The sequence below is a fragment of the Paraburkholderia rhizosphaerae genome (assembly GCF_004366595.1).
Lineage (GTDB): Bacteria > Pseudomonadota > Gammaproteobacteria > Burkholderiales > Burkholderiaceae > Paraburkholderia > Paraburkholderia rhizosphaerae.
Genome location: NZ_SORE01000031.1, coordinates 31,422 through 47,631 on the forward strand (window position 1 = coordinate 31,422; position 16,210 = coordinate 47,631).

Below are 16,210 nucleotides of genomic sequence, written 5' to 3' on the forward strand. Positions count from 1 at the left end.
AGGCAACGAGTGGCGGTGAGTGACGCGGCCATGGATGCGAGCGGCATGGTGTGGCCTGCATGACTGTAACAGTCTAAGGGTAATGCACGTATGCGCGCAGTGGACCCTGCGTCGGTCCTGCGTCTATCGAACCCGAACGCGCGAGTTCAGCGTTTAGCTCGAGCTTGCGACGATAGCCGTAATTCAAAACGTAAGAATCGTGACCACCGGTTGATGAAAATTGGCATAGCGGTTCGCGTCGTCGTGGTAATAGCCAATCATTGAATTGATGCGCGATTGCCACGCCAGCAAGCTCACGAACTTTCAATAGACCGTATTCGCGTAATCATGCACGCGATGTCGATTCAATCCTGAGTTCCTGTTTCGTATCGAGCGCCTATCCTTATCGGCTTTGCCGGGACGATCGTCATCGCGTGTTGTGGATATGATCGTCGCCTGTGCGATTCTGTTAAAAACAGCTAACGGCTTGCTGGCGTTCGCGCGGTGATATCGAAAAAACAGGCGGCTTGACCGGCTTGCGCATAATTTCAATAGGCGTCTTTTGCTTTTTTGCGACGGTTGCTAAGCCTGAAGTTGTTGTTATTACCTTACTTCGGGTTAAAAACATAGCACTTCAATGTATATCCGTGGCATAGTCCGCTTATGTCGTTCAACCAGGAGAGGAGTATGGCCACATTGGAGCAAATCCAGACGCGCATGAAAAAGCTGCAAGCGCAGGCCGAGGTCATCATCGCAAGACGCGCTCAAAACGCGCTTGACCAGATTCGCGAACTGATGCTCAAGCATGGGCTTACGACGCACGATATCGAAACGCGCGCGAAGGCAAGACGTGAACGCGAAAGGGCGCAAAGACTCGGGCTTGGCGCCGGCAAGCTAAAAAGCGCAGTTGCAACGAAAGGCAAACTGCCTCCCAAGTACCGCGACCCAAAGACAGGCGCCACCTGGAGCGGGCATGCCCGGCCGCCGGCATGGATCAAGAACGTGAAAGACCGAAGCAAGTTCTTGATCGATGGCGGCAGCGCGGCAGTCTCGGCTAGCGTGACTGTCAAGCCGGCGGCAAGCAGCGCGGTGGGCCGTAAAGCGGCGTCTAAAAAGACGGCTACCAGCAAGGGGGCGGCCAGAAAGATGGCTGCTGCGAAGACTGCAACCGGAAAGACTGCGGCGAAGAAGATTGCCGGCGCGAAGGCTGCAGCTAAAAAGGGTGCTTCTGCACGGGCGGCAGTTGCTGGAAAGACGGCAGCAAAGAAGGCGACAAAGAAGGCGACCGCTAGCAAGGCCGCAAAAAAAGCGGTAGTCAGAAAGGCCGTGGCCGGTAAAAGGTCTGCGCGCAAGACCGGTCGCGGCGGCGTGAGCAAGACGGCAAGCCGCACCGCATCGGTTGCAGCGCCCGCGGCGGTAAACGGCGCGCTCACGCTGAGCTGATAGCGTTGCAGCGGCTGAGCGCGGAGTGATGCGCGTCAAGCGCATCAAGTTTGAAAAGGCTTGAATAGCAGCGGCGGCAGCGCATCGCGAAACTTCGCGATGCGCTGCCGCCGCTGCGTTGCTTAAGCGGCCTTAACCGTCGTTTGACGAAAAGATTGCGCGTCCTTGAGTGAGATCGCGCAATTCATCCCGTGCTTCGTTAAGGGCGGTAACCGGCATGCGAATCGCAAAGCCCACTTCCATTCCATATGCGCTGCTTTCCAGCACATAGCTTTGCTGTTCAATCCAGCGGCGTACGCGCGCTTCGTCCGCGTAGCCGATTGTGACGGCAAGCGTCGCAAGCGCGATCCGCTCGACGCGCGGCGCGTCTTGCAATGCGCTCGCAATAGCATCGGTATAAGCGCGTACGAGTCCGCCGGCGCCCAGCTTGACTCCACCGTAATAACGCACGACGGCAGCCAGTACGCCGTCCAGATCATGATGGCGCAGCACTTCGAGAATCGGCCGGCCGGCCGTGCCTGACGGTTCGCCGTCATCGGACATGCCCGATTGCCCGCCGGCAAGCAAAGCCCAGCAGACATGGGTCGCCGTCGGATGTGCGTCGCGCAGGCGGCGCAACTCGTTCATCGCGGCATCGCGGTCCGCGACCGGAATCGCATAAGCGATAAAGCGGCTCTTGCGAATTTCGAGTTCCGCGGTTAAAGCGGTCGGAAGGGTATAGGTCGGCAAAGCGGGTGATCATATCGGCGACGCGCAACCGGGCGGTGCGCAGGCCTCAATGTTAGCGTATGCGGCGGTGCGGGAACGGATGGGCAGCCCCTCCCTGACTTCATGTCGAAGAGGGGCGCCTTTGACAAAAACCCCTGATCCCGCTACAGATACGATCCCTTGATGCGACCTTCGAAGATAGCGGTGTTGATTTCCCAATCGTCGACCGTGCCGGTCCCATGACCGTCCACGCCCACCACGACCGTCCGGCCGCCGACGATACGTTTCATTTTGTCCCGCGTAAGCGCGATCCGTCGCAACTCGCGAATATGCGGTGCAATCGATGGGTCCGACACATTTGACACTGCCGGCAAAGACAGGTCGTTGACGACAAGCGTGGCTTTCATGGCATTTCCCCTTGAACACTTTGATGCGAGCACGACGTTGTGCCCGCATCAACCCGCGCAAGGGGGATGCCATTAACGACGGACTACGTGCGGTAGCGCACGGTTGCGTTCAAAAGCGTTGAGGCTAGTACGTGTGAGCGCCGGTATCGAGCTAGTTTGCGTATTCAGGCACACGGTTGAACGAGAGGCCTGTTGGACGTGACCGCACATCCGGGTGCTTCTGTTGGATTCAGCAGAGCGGTCCGCGCATCGGTCGTGCACCGCTAAAGGCGCGCACGCCTCTGCATTGCGCGACGCATTGCGACAGCACGACGCGTTGTATGCAACGGCTATTTGCGCAACAGGCTTTGCGACGGAATTCTTTCGTCGACTGTTTGCCGCGCGGACGCAAAGCCCGGCGGAAAATCGACGACTCTTGCGGCCGTACGCGTGACGGCGGGTTGATCCGTCACACCGAAAAGGCGCGCGCCGACACGCGCACCGCCGACGATCGCGGTCATCGCCGCGCGGTCGAGTTCGACATTCGCGGACAGGTCTTTGATAACGAGCTTGGCCATGGCTGTTCCTGAAGCTTGATCACACCACGCGGTGCACGCGGTCCGTGCGCAAGCTGCATCACACGTGACTTCGCGCGAATCGCATTCAGTTCGAACAACCAGTATAGGAAAAACGCGTGCGTATCGGAACCGGCAAGGAACCGGCAAGGAACGCCTGGATACCGGCAGCGCACGCTAGCGCACGATGCGGAGGCCCCCGTGCCTCCACAGCAATGCGTGGTTACACGACTGCGTTCGTGCTTGCCCAAAGCTTCGGGCTGACGTTCAGGTTCGGCGGCACGAAGCCCGCACCGATTACACCGATGTTGTTCAATGCTTCGACATTGACGAACTGCATCTGCGTGATGTTCTGGTTAACGCCGATATTGACGTTGGCAACCGGGCCCAGGCCCGCAAGCCACGAATTGCCGGGCGCGCCACCCGAGACGGCGGACATCGCGCGGCGGTCGAGTGCCCGGGTCCCGGACAGATCGCTGATGATGATGGACGACATGATATTTCTCCAGGGAATTCAGGTGCGAGACAGCGGCAAGCATTAGCGGGAAGCAGCGGACAGGCGGACCGCGATCACCAGGAACGCGCGCGGCATGCGCGCTCCTGGCCCCGTGCGAGCGTCGCCGTGATCAGTACACGTTGACGTTGTTCGTGCCCGTCATCGTCGGCGTGATCGTCGTATCGAAGTTCTTGGTGAACGCGTTGCCGTTGTTGCTGACGTTGCTGACGTCCATCGACTGGTTTACAAGCTGCTGCGCGTTAACCGTCTTGCTGGTATCGAACTTCAACGACAGGTTCGGGTAGTACGGGTAGGCGAGGTAGCCACCGCGCACGGCCTTCATCGCGCGGCTGTCGAGTTGTTCGGTCAGGGACAGGTCTTTGATGGTGAGCGATTTCATGAAAGTTCTCCTAACAAGGAATAGATGGGTCTTGCGGTTCGTTTGAGCATTCTGTCTGCTCGGACGTCACCAACGCACAGGCTGTGCCAGGCGCGCGATCAGACAGCCGCAAAGCGATCAGGCCGTTGCCGCACAAGGGCCTATCCGCTTGAGACGCAATCGGCGCGCTCCGTGCGCGACGACCGGCAACGCCGATGATGACGGTTCGAGGCCAACGGATTGCCCAACGTAGTTGGCCGCTTCGCAACACATCCGGTTTGCGCAACACGCGGCCAAATCCGTTTGCGAAACAGAAACGTGCGGGCTACTATCGAACGAGCGCATGTAATTGATTACGACAGGATCTCTCTTATCCCAACGAGCGCTGCATCGCTTCGCACCCATGGCCAACCTTGCGCATCTGATCCGGGACTACCAGAGCGGCGCGCTTTCGCACGATGCGTTCGTCGCACAGCTCGACAACACGCTGACGACCGAAGGCCTCAGTGCGGCGCGGTTGCGCGAAATTCTCGACGACGCGCACGCACGCATGCCGCTGCCGGCGGATCTTCATGCGGAAGTGCGCCGCAGAATCGAACAATTGCCGGTGTCGAACCTTGCCGGAGGCGGCGAGGAAACGCGGGTGCAAACAACGCCGGGGCAAGCCGGCGTCGATGTGCCGCCAGCGCCACCGTCATCGCCGTCGTCACCATCGGGTACCTTCGGCGCGACGCTTGCGCAAGGCGCTGCGTCCGACCAGGTGAAAAGCACCGGCGATACGCTGAACAATCGCTTCGTGCTCGAAGAATGTCTGGGCGTAGGCGGAATGGGCACCGTCTACAAAGCGCTCGATCTGCGCAAGCTCGAAGCATCGGATCGCAAGCCGTATGTGGCGATCAAGGTGCTCAATGTGCAATTCCGCGGCAATCCGAAGTCGCTGATCGCGCTGCAGCGCGAAGCGCGCAAGGCGCAGGTGCTCGCGCACCGGAACATCGTCACGGTGTACGACTTCGACCGCGACGGCGCGATTGTCTATCTGACGATGGAGTATCTGTCCGGCAAGCCGCTTAGCCAGATTTTGCGGACACCGGATTTTCACGGCATGCCGGTTAGCGCGGCGCTGCCGATCGTGCGCGGCATGTCGGCTGCGCTTGCGTATGCGCACGAGCGCGGCTTCGTGCATTGCGATTTCAAGCCGGCGAATGTGTTCCTGACCGAGCAAGGCGAAGTGAAGGTGATCGATTTCGGCATCGCGCGCGTATTTCAGCGCACCGAGGAGGAAAACGACGCAACCGTGTTCGACCCAGGCAGTCTTGGTGCGTTGACGCCCGCGTATGCGAGCCCGGAAATGCTTGAACATCTCGAGCCCGATCCCCGCGACGATATCTATGCGCTAGGTTGCATCACGTACGAGCTGCTCACCGGGCGGCATCCGTTCGACCGGTTGTCGGCAACCCAGGCGCGCGCTGCGCATCGGCAACCGGAGAGGCCGGAGCAGGTCAGCACGCGGCAATGGCGCGCGCTGCGTGCGGCGCTGTCATTCGATCGGGCAACGCGCATGCCGACCGTCGCGCGCTTTGTCGAAGAGTTTTGCAGCGACGACCCGCGCGCGGCGAACGGCAAGGCGAGCGGCCACGGCGCGGCGGGCAACGGCAGCGGCGCGTTCGCATCGCTGTCCGGCTGGCCGCTGAAAACAGGCATCGCGGGGCTAGTGGTGCTGGTTGCGGCGGGCGTCGGCGTGGTCCGGTATCGTGCGTCGCATGTCGAACCGGATGCCGATCGGCAAACATCCGCGGCTTCGGAAACGTCGGCGCCGGTTGCATCGGAGGCCTCGGCTCAGCCGGCTGCGTCCGCCGTGGTACAACAGCCGGCAGCGCAAAACGGCGCGCCCGCGTCGCATGCGGTGACCGCACCGCCACCGACGCTCGCGATGCTTGCGCCCTTGCTTGCGAAAGTGCCTTGTTCCGCGCTCGCACCTGCCATTCATGATCGCGCAGTGCACTTGCGCGGCTTCGTCGGTCAGCCGGGCGATATCGGCAGGCTGAAGGAAACGGTCGCCGCAATCCCCGGTGTCGAGGCGGTCAATCTCGATGTGCAGTCGCTCGGTGCGGACAAATGCGAGGTGCTCGATGCGTACGCGCCATACTGGGTGCGCAACTGGCAAGCAGGCCACGTGGCGGCGCTGCATACTCGCGCACCGGGCGGACAGCTGACCGAAGGCGATCCGCTGGTCGTCGACGTGTCGACGCCGGGTTACGACTCGTATGTGAACGTCGACTATTTCGTGCTTGACGGCAGTGTCGTGCATATGGTGCCAGGGCCGCGTGCGAAGGACAATCAGGCGCCGCCGCACCATTTGGCGACGGTTGGCGCGGCCGGCGACTGGATCGTGTCGAAACCGTTCGGCACGGAAATGGTCGTGCTGCTGACTACGCCGGCGCCGCTGTTCGACAGCCTGAGGCCGGAAAGCGAGTCGCGTGCCGATTATTTGCGTGCGCTCGACGCGAGGCTCAGGCAGATCGCCGCGAAGTACGGGCAGGACCGGATCGCCGCGGATATTGTGCCGATCACAAGCCACGCGCGCGGACAGTGAAGCGCGCGTACGTTGTGCGGTTTCGCTTTCGCGTCGCGCGTTCGTTATTTCAGGTCCTTCGCGACGCGGAAGCCATCTTGAGATTGGCGCACGCTCTGGCTGTACTTGAAACGCGTGGACGTCAACATGTAGTCGCCGCCTTCGCGCCATGAACCGCCGCGAATCACGCGCATGTTGCAGCCGGGCGCATCCCATGCCCGCCCGTCGTTCGGCGCGTTCTGGTATGAGTTGTGCCAGCAATCGCTGACCCATTCCCATACGCTGCCGTTCATGTCGTGCAGGCCATACGGGTTCGGTGCGAAGGATCCGATGGTCTCCGGCCCTTCCTTGTGCCACGGGTCGCCGCAGTCCTTGCAATTGGCCTGGCCTTTGCGCATCTGGTCGCCCCACCAGTATTTGGTCGTCGTGCCTGCGCGGTCCGCGTATTCCCATTCCGCTTCGGTCGGCAGACGGTATGGTTTTCCGGTCGTTTTCGCCAGCCATTTGACGTACAACTGTGTATCGTCCCAACTGAGATCGCGCGCCGGCGCATTTTTGACAGTGTTGCTCTCCGGCGACAGACGCGGACAGCCATTCGCATCCGCGCATGCATTCCATTGCTCGACCGTCACTTCGTACTTGCCGATTGCAAAAGGCGCGCTGATCGTCACGCGGTGAGGTGGCTTTTCGGATGGGTCGTCGGAATTGCTGCCCATCGTGAATGACCCCGCGGGCAAGGGCACCATCACCGGGCATGCCGCGCAGTCCTTGCTTTCGCCGCTTGCGGTCACTGTCGCTTTGGCCGGCGATTGTGCGGCCGTTGGCGCAGCGGGTGCGGGTGTGGCCGCCGCAGCGGGGCGCTGTTGGGCTGCCGGCGCGGCGGGCGCTACGGCTTGCGGCGCAGGCGCGGACGGTGCGGCAGGCGTTGCCTGTGGTTTTTGCGCACCCGAGGCTGCCTTGAGCCGCTCGATGCGCGCGCGTGCGAGCGTCGCAAAGCGTCCGTTCGGATAGGCCTTCAAATAGGCCTCGTAGTCGCTCGCGTAGTTGCTGTCCTTGATCGAGTCCCAGAACGTCAGTTCGTATTGCTCGTTGCTGTCCTTCGGCATGATGCCGCGGGTTTGCATCTGCGCTGACGCGGCGTCAGGTGCTTCCAGCGCTTGCGCCAGTGTGATGTGCGGCACTCCGCCTCGCTGCAGTTGTGCGCCATCGGTCAGCTCCAATGCGTCGCTCAACGTCGACGACATCCATGGCTTTTGTCGCCCATGTGTCACCTGCGCGACTTCAGCCGACGCACGCTCGAACATCGTGCCGACGTTCTCGCCGTGCGCGCTTTGAAGCTCACGTAGCCATGCAGAGGTCAGCAAGCCGTGCTGCAAACCATCCAGCGCAAGTCCGCCGGGGGCCGTCGCGTACACAATCAGGGTTTGGCTGGGCACTGCCGGCAGCGCGGCGTCGGATTGCGCGGGTGGCGCGAACGGTTGTGCAAGGCATGCGTCGAGTACCAGCACGTTGCGCTGCTGCGCACGCGTTGCGGACATCACGCGCAGCACCGCGCTCACGTCGACTCCGTTGCGCACCAATGCCGCCGGTGCGCGCATATCGCTGCCCGTTGGGAGCAGCAAGGTCGAATGCGATGTTTGAATGGCGTGGCCAGCGAAGTAGAAAAGACCCGTGCCGCCCGCTTGCAGACGTTTGCCGAATTCGGCAATTGCCTCATTCATTTGTTGCGGCGTCGCGTCGGGCGCGCTGATGACGTCAAAACCTAGCGCCGCTAAAGCTGCGGCGATTGCCTGTGCATCGCGTCGGGTGTTTGAAAGCGGGCTAACCGGATAGTCGCCGTTGCCGATCACAAGCGCGACCTTACGTTCAACGACATCGGGGCCTGGATCGGCAATGGCCGCCGGCCGCCCTGTGACTCGCGCTGCTTCGTCGACAGCCCGGACAAGATTCGTGTCCGCCACGGCCGCTTGTGCGTTGCCGACCCCGATCAGGCATACCAGCAGGAGTTTTCGCCACATATTCAATCCTGTCCGCGTTGGACCGTTTAAATGTACGGGACGTCTCGCAGGCCATCATCGAAAAGATAGCACGCAGTCCGAACGTCAGAACGTTAACGAGTGTCGCGTATCTTTTTGGCAAGTTCCGTCCTAAGCTAGCAGAACCGCGAAGTCCTGACCTTCCATCGGGAGAATGCGCCATGCAAAGAACAAGAATGCCAGGCGTGCTAGCCGCGCTGTTCATTGCGTCGGCCGTTAGCGTCGGTCTGGGTCCATCGACCGCACACTCCGCCGCGCAAACTCCGTCGCCGCCAGGCGCACAGGAGTACATCATCTGGCCGTACGACGGCGCGGTCATCACCGGCGGCAAGTTGTGGGTCCGGATGGGCTTGCGCAATATGGGCGTGTGTCCAAAGGGCGTCAACGTGCCCAATACCGGCCATCACCATCTGCTGATCGACACGGACTTGCCGCCGCTCGACCAGGAAATTCCGTCCGATCGTCAGCACCTGCATTTCGGCGCGGGCGAGACCGACGCGCGCATCGAACTGCCGCCCGGCAAGCACACGCTGCAACTGCTGCTAGGCGATCAGAACCATGTACCGCACGTGCCGCCGGTGTACTCGAAGAAGATCACGATCATCGTCAAATAGTGTCCGCGCCGGACCTTGCGGCGCGCGGGGCCGATGAGCGCCGACGGGAGAACCCAACCATGTACAAGATCCTTGCCGCAGCCGTGCTTGCCGCGTCGATGTGCGCCTTCGTGTCGAATACGGCATTGGCCGGCACGACGCCGGCGCCACGCGATGCGATCGCCTATATCGGCTATCCGAACGACGGCCAGATCGTGCCGGCCAACAAGCCGTTTCGCGTATGGTTCGGGCTGCGCTATATGGGCGTCGCGCCCAAGGGTGTCAAATATCCGAACACCGGTCATCATCATCTGCTGATCGATACCGATTTGCCGCCAATGGACCAGGAGATTCCGTCGGATCGCCAGCATCTGCATTTCGGCGCGGGCGAAACGGAAACGATGATCGAATTGCCGCCCGGTAAGCACACGCTGCAGCTGCTGATGGGCGACGATAAGCATGTGCCGCATGATCCGCCGATCTACTCGAAGAAGATCACCGTGATCGCGAAGTGAAGTGTGGCTGTCGCGCCGACACCCGCAAGCATGCTGTTGGTTTCGGCCCATCGGTTCCGGACCGTGGCGCGTCTGTCGAAGCGCTCGTAAAATCCGGACGACAAAAAGAAAAGGCCTTATTTTCAAGGCATTGCGTGAATCGAGCCAACGCGCGTTCATCATTGGCACAGCGTATGCGTTAGTCACACCCGAGCAGACAAAGAATGCTCGAAGCTGAAAACGCAATCCTGCGTCCACCTCTTAGGAGAACTGTGATGACCTCGCTGACGATCAAAGACCTGCACGTTACCGAACAACTCGATAGCAAAGCGATGAAAGCCGTGCGCGGTGGCTTTATCGCTTACCCGTACTTCCCCAGCCTGTCGTTCAAGTTCGACGGCAGCAAGACCGTCAGCGCGCAACAGCTGATCGACCAGTCGCAGTCGATCAACAACGTGAGCGGCAATGGCAACGCGTTCGCGAAGAACTTCGACACGACGATTACGCCGACGATGACCGCGACGAACAACGTCAACGTTCATTAAGACGGCCTGACGGCTCCGCGGAGGCTGGACCGGGCCTTCCGCGGGCCGCGCTGAAAGCTTGATCGCGGTAGCCACGGTCGCGCATCAAAAAGTCATAAGCAGAATCGTCCTTTCCACACGATCCGTCCGACGGTCGCACGCGAAACGCACGCACTCCCGAACGCGCGAATTCACGCAGACATCGATAGAGATGCTGCGCGGGACGTGCTTTACTTGAATCGCGTATTCGCTGTGCGGCATTGCCGGGATCGTTCGGAGAATACCGTGTTCGCGTTGCCTCGTTCATTGGTTCGCCGCTTGCCGGGCTACATCCGCAGCCACGTCGTGCTACGACTGCACGATCGCCGGACGTGCATGCGCGTGTCTGTCGCCGCAGCTCAGGCGCTGCTAACGGTCGCATTGCTCGGGGGCTGCATCGACGCGCACGTGCCGGAATACCATCGCCCGGACACACCGGAGAAGACAGCGTGGACCGATCGCACCGGCTCATCGATCTCCGCTGCGAACACCATCGAACCGGACTGGTGGAAGACGTTTCAGGATCCGTATCTGAATACGCTGATCGCGAAATCGATCGACGGCAACTTCGACATCAAGATTCTCGCGGCGCGCATCAATGTCGCCGGTGCGCAAATTGCCGAAGCAAACGCAGGCGCGTTGCCGACCATGGACCTTGGCGCCGGCGCGAGTTTCCAGAAGACGACAGGCTCACCGCTTTCGCGGCAGTACAACCTGGCGACCCAGGTGAACTGGGACATCGACATCTGGGGCAAGGTCGAGAAGGGCGTGCAGGCGCAAAAAGCCGAATTTCGCGCGAGCGAAGCCGATTGGCGCGCGGGATACCTGGAACTCGTGTCGAACGTGTCGAGCACCTATTTCCAGATCCTGCAGTTTGACGACCAGATCGACGAGCAGCAAAAGATGATCGACGCAAACCGCCAGATTCTGACGATTTTCGAAGGGATGAGCGCGAACGGTTTGATTCCGAAGACGCAAGTGTTGCGGCAGCAGGCCGAAATCAACCGCCTCACAAAAGATCTGCTCGATTTGCGCCGCTCGCGCGAACTCGCGAACAACGCGCTGTGCACATTGATCGGCGTGCCGGCCGGTGAGTACAAGGTGCCACCCGGGCACTTGCAGCAACGCGTGCAGTTGCCGCCGGTGCCGGCTGGCCTGCCGTCACAGCTGCTCGCGCGGCGGCCCGACATTGTCGCGTCGGAATTGCGCGTGCTCGAAGCGTATGACCTGGTCGGCGAAGCGAAGCTCGCGCAGCTGCCGACGGTCAGTCTGACCGCGCACGGTGGCACTGCGAGCCTCGCTTTGTCGGACTTGCTGAAATCGTTCACGTTCGGCTTGATGCCGAGCATCAACATTCCGATTCTCGACCCCGGCACGCGTGCCCATGTGAAGACCACCGAAGCGCAAGCGACGGTCGCCGAGCAGGAATACCGGCGCACGGTGATGGGCGCGTTTGAAGAAGTCGAGAGTGCGCTCGTTAGTCTGAATGCGCACAAGGCGCAGCGTGTCGAGTTGCTGCAGCAGGTCGAGCGTCTGCGGATTGTCGCGGATCAGGTGAATTCGCAGTTGAAAGAAGGGGTGATTTCCCAACTCGATGTATTCGAAACCGACCGGTCGTACCTCGAGGCGCAACTCGAACTGTTGCTGAACCATCAGCAGATTCTGTCGGACACGGTGTTGCTTTATAAGGCACTGGGTGGCGGCTGGCCGCCAGTCGATATCCAGATGCAGGTGAATGACGTCAAGCAGTAGGGAAAACCCGGCGCTCTTCATTCTGGGCTCGCCGGATAAAGATGTGAAGCACCGCTTTTAATCCGCTCGATCAGAAAATTGACTACCGTGATGCGTGACTTACAATCGCTGTGTGCCGGCCGCCCGGTGTTCCGGGCCGCTCGCGCGCCATCCGCCGCGCTTCCTGACGGCATTCCTCTGACGCTTCGGTTCAACGCATGCGCCAGCGGGTATACGCTTAGTGATGCAGAGAGATGAACCCCGGCGAAGCTCCGATTGCTGAGATGCGGGCGACCTTGAACCAGGAGTTCGACGTCGTGCTCGTGCCGGTCTCGAATCCGGCGCTGGGCGTGATCCGCATCTCCGAAAGCCTGTTTGCGATCGGTCGCAGCGAGGCCCCGTTCGCCGACTATCCGCATGAGACCGTCGCACGTCTATCGCGGCGTCATGCGCGCATCTTTTCCGAGCAAGGCGCGGTGTACGTCGCAGATCTGGATAGCAAGAACGGAACGTCAGTCAACGGCATCAGCGTATGCGAGTCGCCGAGCCGTGTGCGAGCCGGCGACGAGTTGTGCTTCGGCGGCGAACTCGCATACCGCGTCGGCATCGAGCCGCGCGCGTTCGATCCGGCTGCGGCGCGCGCCGCGCAACTGCTCGGCGTCACGTTGATTCCCGAGCGCGCCGACCTTGGCCTCGAGCCGATCGACATCACCGCATTCCCGTTTCTTGTCAGCAAAACCGATGCGCTGTTTGCGCGCTACAAAGAGCGCTTTCCGCATCAGGTGAACTACATCTCGCGCCGTCATGCGCACCTCTTTTTGCGCGGCGGCGAGCCTTACGTCGAAGATCTCGGCAGCACGAACGGTACCTTTGTCGGAGGAAAGCGGCTCGACGAGTCCGCAGTCGAACTGCATGATGGCGACGTACTTGGATTCGGCGGCGACCACTTCGTTTACCGGGTGAAGGTGCACAAGCCGGTTGAGATCGAGCCGACTGTCACTCATCTGATGGCGCGCAACGCTCTGCCCGACAATGCTCCGCAACCCGCTTCCGCTTCGCCGGATGGCGCTGTGGCTGGACGACCGGCGCCCGTGCCGGAGCCGGCCGTCGATATGGATAAGACGACGTTTGTCGGTGCCGCGCATTCGTTTCTCGACATCTTCTATGTCGATCGTGCGGTGCAACGGGAGGATGAGGTCAACGAAGCCGCGCGTCCGGCGAGCGTCGATCGTCAGGAAAACGAATCGCGCAAGCGCAAGCCGCGGCATCTGATCGGCGCACTCGCCTCGGAGTTCGCGCGCACGTTTGCCGGCGGCGATCGCACGACGCTGCGTCGCATCGGCTTCGGGTCGGTCGCGACTCTGATAGTGATCGCGGCCATCGCGACGGTGCTCCATATGCGAGGTTCGTCGCTGAGGGAGCTGAAACATCTGCTGGCAAGCGGCGACGATGAACAGGCGGTCGCGGTGGCAAACAGCTATTTGACACACAATCCGGCAGACGATGCAGTGAAGGCGCTCGCGAGCGAGGCGCTGATGAAGGCGCGTGTGCCCGGTTGGGTCGATGCGGTGCGAGCGCGTCAATTCGATCGCGCGGCCGCGCTGATCGGCGGTATGCGAGCGACCAGCGCGGGTAATACCGACACGGCGCCGTTGATCGATGAACTGCAATGGGTCGGCGATCTCGAGCGCTTCGCGTTGCGTCGCGACGGCGCCGCGGGTTCAAGTGGCGCGCAGCCTGGTGGTGATGCACCGGGCGGCGATCCGCCGATCCGCATTTATGGCGACGAGGATCGCATCAACGGTTTGCTGCAGCACTGGAACGACGATCCGAAGAGTCACCAACGAACACTCGATCGCATCGCGTCCTACGTGCCGCAATTCGCCGATCCGTACGCCGTCGCGCTAAGCCATCTGCGCAAGCTGCAAAGCGACGATTCGGTGTACGTCGCCGCGATCGATCGCCTGAATGCCACGATCAACGCGGAGCTCGCCCGCGACAAACCGGATGTGCTAACCGCGATATTCGACGACTACGCGCAGCGCTATCCGCGGCTTGCCGGACTCGACGCGCTACGCGATGACTTGCGCCAATACACCGGCCTGCTCAATGTGCTGCTCGCGCGCCGTTTGACCGAACTGCTCACGCGGATGAAACAGGTGCGATTCACGACGCCGCCGTTCGTCGCGCAATACCGTCAATTCGCGGCATCGCGTTTGCCATCCGCGGACGCGGTGCGCCAGCTCGATGCGGTGCTTGCCGCATGGCAGCGCGGCGACGTCGACCGTGCGCTCGACGGCTTGCAACACATTTCAAGCGGCGCCTGGTCGACGGAGATCTCCGCTGAATACGCGCACAAGAAGGCGCTGGCCGCTCAATTCGCGGACTTGAGACGCAATCGTGGCGGCAAGGACTACGAGCAGCGTCTCCTATCGTTCTATGCTGGGCTAAACCCGACCGAAGACAGCTGGTTTGCACACGCCATTGCGCCGGATGTCGCGGCCGTGCGCGATAACGCATTGGCGCATGCGCACGATCAGCTGGAGCGCGCGCAGACCTGGTGGCGCCAGTACCGCGCAAACGGTTCGATTGGCGGCACGCAACGGCTCGAATCGGGCATCTCCGAACGGTTTCGCAGCCAGGCCCGCTTACTGACCGACGCGCAGGCCTCCGCGCAGCGCGGCATGCGCGTGTATACACAGCTCAAAGCGGATCATCCATCGCAATGGGACCAGATGCTCGAAGACATCGACGCGGAGGCTGCATTGCAGCGCCGCTCGCTCGAAGAACTACGGATGGTGCTCGAGCCGAACCTGCTTAAAACGAAGCTGGCATTGATCGGAGCGGATGACGATGAAGCGCGATCCTCACCCTAAGCCGCTGCATGAGGCGCTGGAGGACCACAGCGTCGAGGGCATCGCGATTCTGACGGCTGAGCCCGTCCGTATTGCGCAGGCGCTTGTGCTGGCAATGGTCGCGCTGGTCGCCGCGGGTTTGCTGTGGTCGTTCTTCGGCCGCGCCGATGTGATCGTGACCGCGCAAGGCACGTTGTCGCCTGAATCGGAAGTACGGCGCATCTATGCGCCCATCGACGGAGAACTCGCGGACCTTTATATCGCGGAAGGGCAGCCGGTATCGAAAGGCGACGTGCTTGCGCGCCTGAACGCGCGCGGCGCGATCGAAGCGGCGACCAACGCGCTGCAAGCGCAGTTGAAGCTCGATGACGCGGAACGCGAATGGAAGCAGTTCCCGGAAAAGAAACAACTGATGGAACGCAAGGCGGCTGCTCTAAAAGACCAGCTGGAAGTCGAAGAACGGCTTCACGAAAACCGCGTATCGGAAGGCACGACCAAGCTTGCCGAAGGCCAGAAGGCGCAACTCGAAGAAGCCCGTAGCAACCTCGACAATGCACGTCGTGCACGTGATGCGACGCGCAGCGAACTCGACAAGTACTCACGGCTCTTCGCGCAGCCCGGCGGCGGCGGCGTGGCCGAACTGCAGGTCGAACAGAAGCGCAATGCGTATCTGGAAGCGGAAAACGCGTACCGCGTTGCTCAATCGAAATTAACCGAACTCGATTTTCGCTTGAGCCACGAGTTCTCCGAAGCGAACGCACAGCTCGAAACCAGCGGCCAGCAGTCGACCAGCCTCAAGTTACAGTATGACGCGGCCGTGCGAGAAATTACCAGCACCGAAGACAAGTTACGCCTGCAATTGCAGACCGCACGGCTCGTGTCGGATGCCGCCGCGCGCATCCGCTTCGAGAACATCGATAAGGACAATTTCCTGCTGATCCTCGCGCCGGTGTCCGGTGTGATCACCGACGTCACGTCGACGCAGACCGGCGACAAGATTCAGGCGAACGCGCCGCTCGGCGGTATCGCGCCGAAGGATGCGCGCCCGGTGCTGAAAATAGAAATTGCTGAACGCGACCGAGCGTTCCTTCACGAGGGGATGCCGGTGAAGATGAAGTTCAACGCGTTTCCTTACCAGCGCTACGGCATTGTCAAAGGCACGCTCGCGTACATTTCGCCGGCAACCAAGCCGTCCGGCGCGGACAAGCAACCGGTCTACGAGGGCCGTGTCACGCTCGACAAAGACTACTACCAGGTCGCGGAAAATCGCTACCCGTTGCGCTACGGAATGACCGCGAGTGCGGAGATTGTCGTGCGCGAACGCCGGCTGATCGACCTGGGACTGGACCCGTTCCGGCAACTTGCCGGCTAGCAGAAAACAAGCTCGAGCCCGTTTCGCA

General features: G+C 61.3%; 14 protein-coding genes. 8 read left to right on the forward strand and 6 right to left on the reverse strand.

Going from position 1 to position 16,210, the window contains the following annotated elements:
• Positions 1–642: 642 nt before the first annotated feature.
• Positions 643–1,422, forward strand: a complete 780-nt coding sequence (locus BX592_RS29280) for an H-NS histone family protein (RefSeq protein ID WP_243849784.1) — start codon at positions 643–645, stop codon at positions 1,420–1,422.
• Between the two features lie 132 nt (positions 1,423–1,554).
• On the opposite strand, the gene BX592_RS29285 is transcribed toward BX592_RS29280, so the two are convergent.
• From BX592_RS29285 to BX592_RS29305, 5 genes are all read right to left on the reverse strand, one after another.
• Positions 1,555–2,151: an IMPACT family protein gene (locus BX592_RS29285; protein ID WP_134196785.1), complete on the reverse strand. Its 597-nt coding sequence runs from the start codon at positions 2,149–2,151 to the stop codon at positions 1,555–1,557.
• 143 nt (positions 2,152–2,294) lie between these two features.
• Positions 2,295–2,537 carry a hypothetical protein gene (locus BX592_RS29290; protein WP_243849785.1) on the reverse strand — a complete coding sequence of 81 codons (243 nt, stop codon included), beginning with the start codon at positions 2,535–2,537 and terminating at the stop codon, positions 2,295–2,297.
• Positions 2,538–2,866: 329 nt separating this feature from the next.
• Entirely contained in the window at positions 2,867–3,094 is a 228-nt protein-coding gene (locus BX592_RS29295) for a hypothetical protein (RefSeq protein WP_134196786.1), read from the reverse strand.
• Positions 3,095–3,314: 220 nt separating this feature from the next.
• Complete coding sequence (locus BX592_RS29300; RefSeq protein ID WP_134196787.1) at positions 3,315–3,587, reverse strand: hypothetical protein; 273 nt, start codon at positions 3,585–3,587, stop codon at positions 3,315–3,317.
• 130 nt (positions 3,588–3,717) lie between these two features.
• The gene (locus BX592_RS29305; protein WP_134196788.1) at positions 3,718–3,987 is read right to left on the reverse strand and encodes a hypothetical protein; all 270 of its coding nucleotides are present in this window, start codon (positions 3,985–3,987) and stop codon (positions 3,718–3,720) included.
• A 382-nt stretch (positions 3,988–4,369) separates the two neighbouring features.
• On the opposite strand from BX592_RS29305, the gene BX592_RS29310 reads away from it, so the two are divergent.
• Entirely contained in the window at positions 4,370–6,559 is a 2,190-nt protein-coding gene (locus tag BX592_RS29310; RefSeq protein ID WP_134196789.1) for a serine/threonine protein kinase, read from the forward strand.
• 44 nt (positions 6,560–6,603) lie between these two features.
• Here the strand turns inward: BX592_RS29310 and BX592_RS29315 are convergent, their stop codons facing one another.
• Complete coding sequence (locus BX592_RS29315) at positions 6,604–8,556, reverse strand: SUMF1/EgtB/PvdO family nonheme iron enzyme (protein ID WP_134196790.1); 1,953 nt, start codon at positions 8,554–8,556, stop codon at positions 6,604–6,606.
• Positions 8,557–8,735: 179 nt separating this feature from the next.
• On the opposite strand from BX592_RS29315, the gene BX592_RS29320 reads away from it, so the two are divergent.
• From BX592_RS29320 to BX592_RS29345, 6 genes are all read left to right on the forward strand, one after another.
• The gene (locus tag BX592_RS29320) at positions 8,736–9,188 is read left to right on the forward strand and encodes a DUF4399 domain-containing protein (protein ID WP_134196791.1); all 453 of its coding nucleotides are present in this window, start codon (positions 8,736–8,738) and stop codon (positions 9,186–9,188) included.
• A 59-nt stretch (positions 9,189–9,247) separates the two neighbouring features.
• A complete protein-coding gene (locus tag BX592_RS29325; protein WP_134196792.1) occupies positions 9,248–9,682 on the forward strand; it encodes a DUF4399 domain-containing protein in 435 nt (144 codons plus the stop codon).
• A gap of 254 nt (positions 9,683–9,936) precedes the next feature.
• Positions 9,937–10,206, forward strand: coding sequence for a hypothetical protein (locus BX592_RS29330; RefSeq protein ID WP_134196793.1), 270 nt, complete (start codon positions 9,937–9,939; stop codon positions 10,204–10,206).
• Positions 10,207–10,560: 354 nt separating this feature from the next.
• Positions 10,561–11,976 carry an efflux transporter outer membrane subunit gene (locus tag BX592_RS29335; protein ID WP_134196794.1) on the forward strand — a complete coding sequence of 472 codons (1,416 nt, stop codon included), beginning with the start codon at positions 10,561–10,563 and terminating at the stop codon, positions 11,974–11,976.
• A 233-nt stretch (positions 11,977–12,209) separates the two neighbouring features.
• A complete protein-coding gene (locus BX592_RS29340) occupies positions 12,210–14,831 on the forward strand; it encodes an FHA domain-containing protein (protein ID WP_134196795.1) in 2,622 nt (873 codons plus the stop codon).
• Positions 14,809–16,182 (forward strand): beta-barrel domain-containing protein, encoded by a 1,374-nt coding sequence (locus BX592_RS29345; RefSeq protein WP_134196796.1) that lies wholly within the window; start codon positions 14,809–14,811, stop codon positions 16,180–16,182. Before BX592_RS29340 ends, BX592_RS29345 begins: the two co-directional genes overlap by 23 nt.
• Positions 16,183–16,210 lie beyond the last annotated feature (28 nt).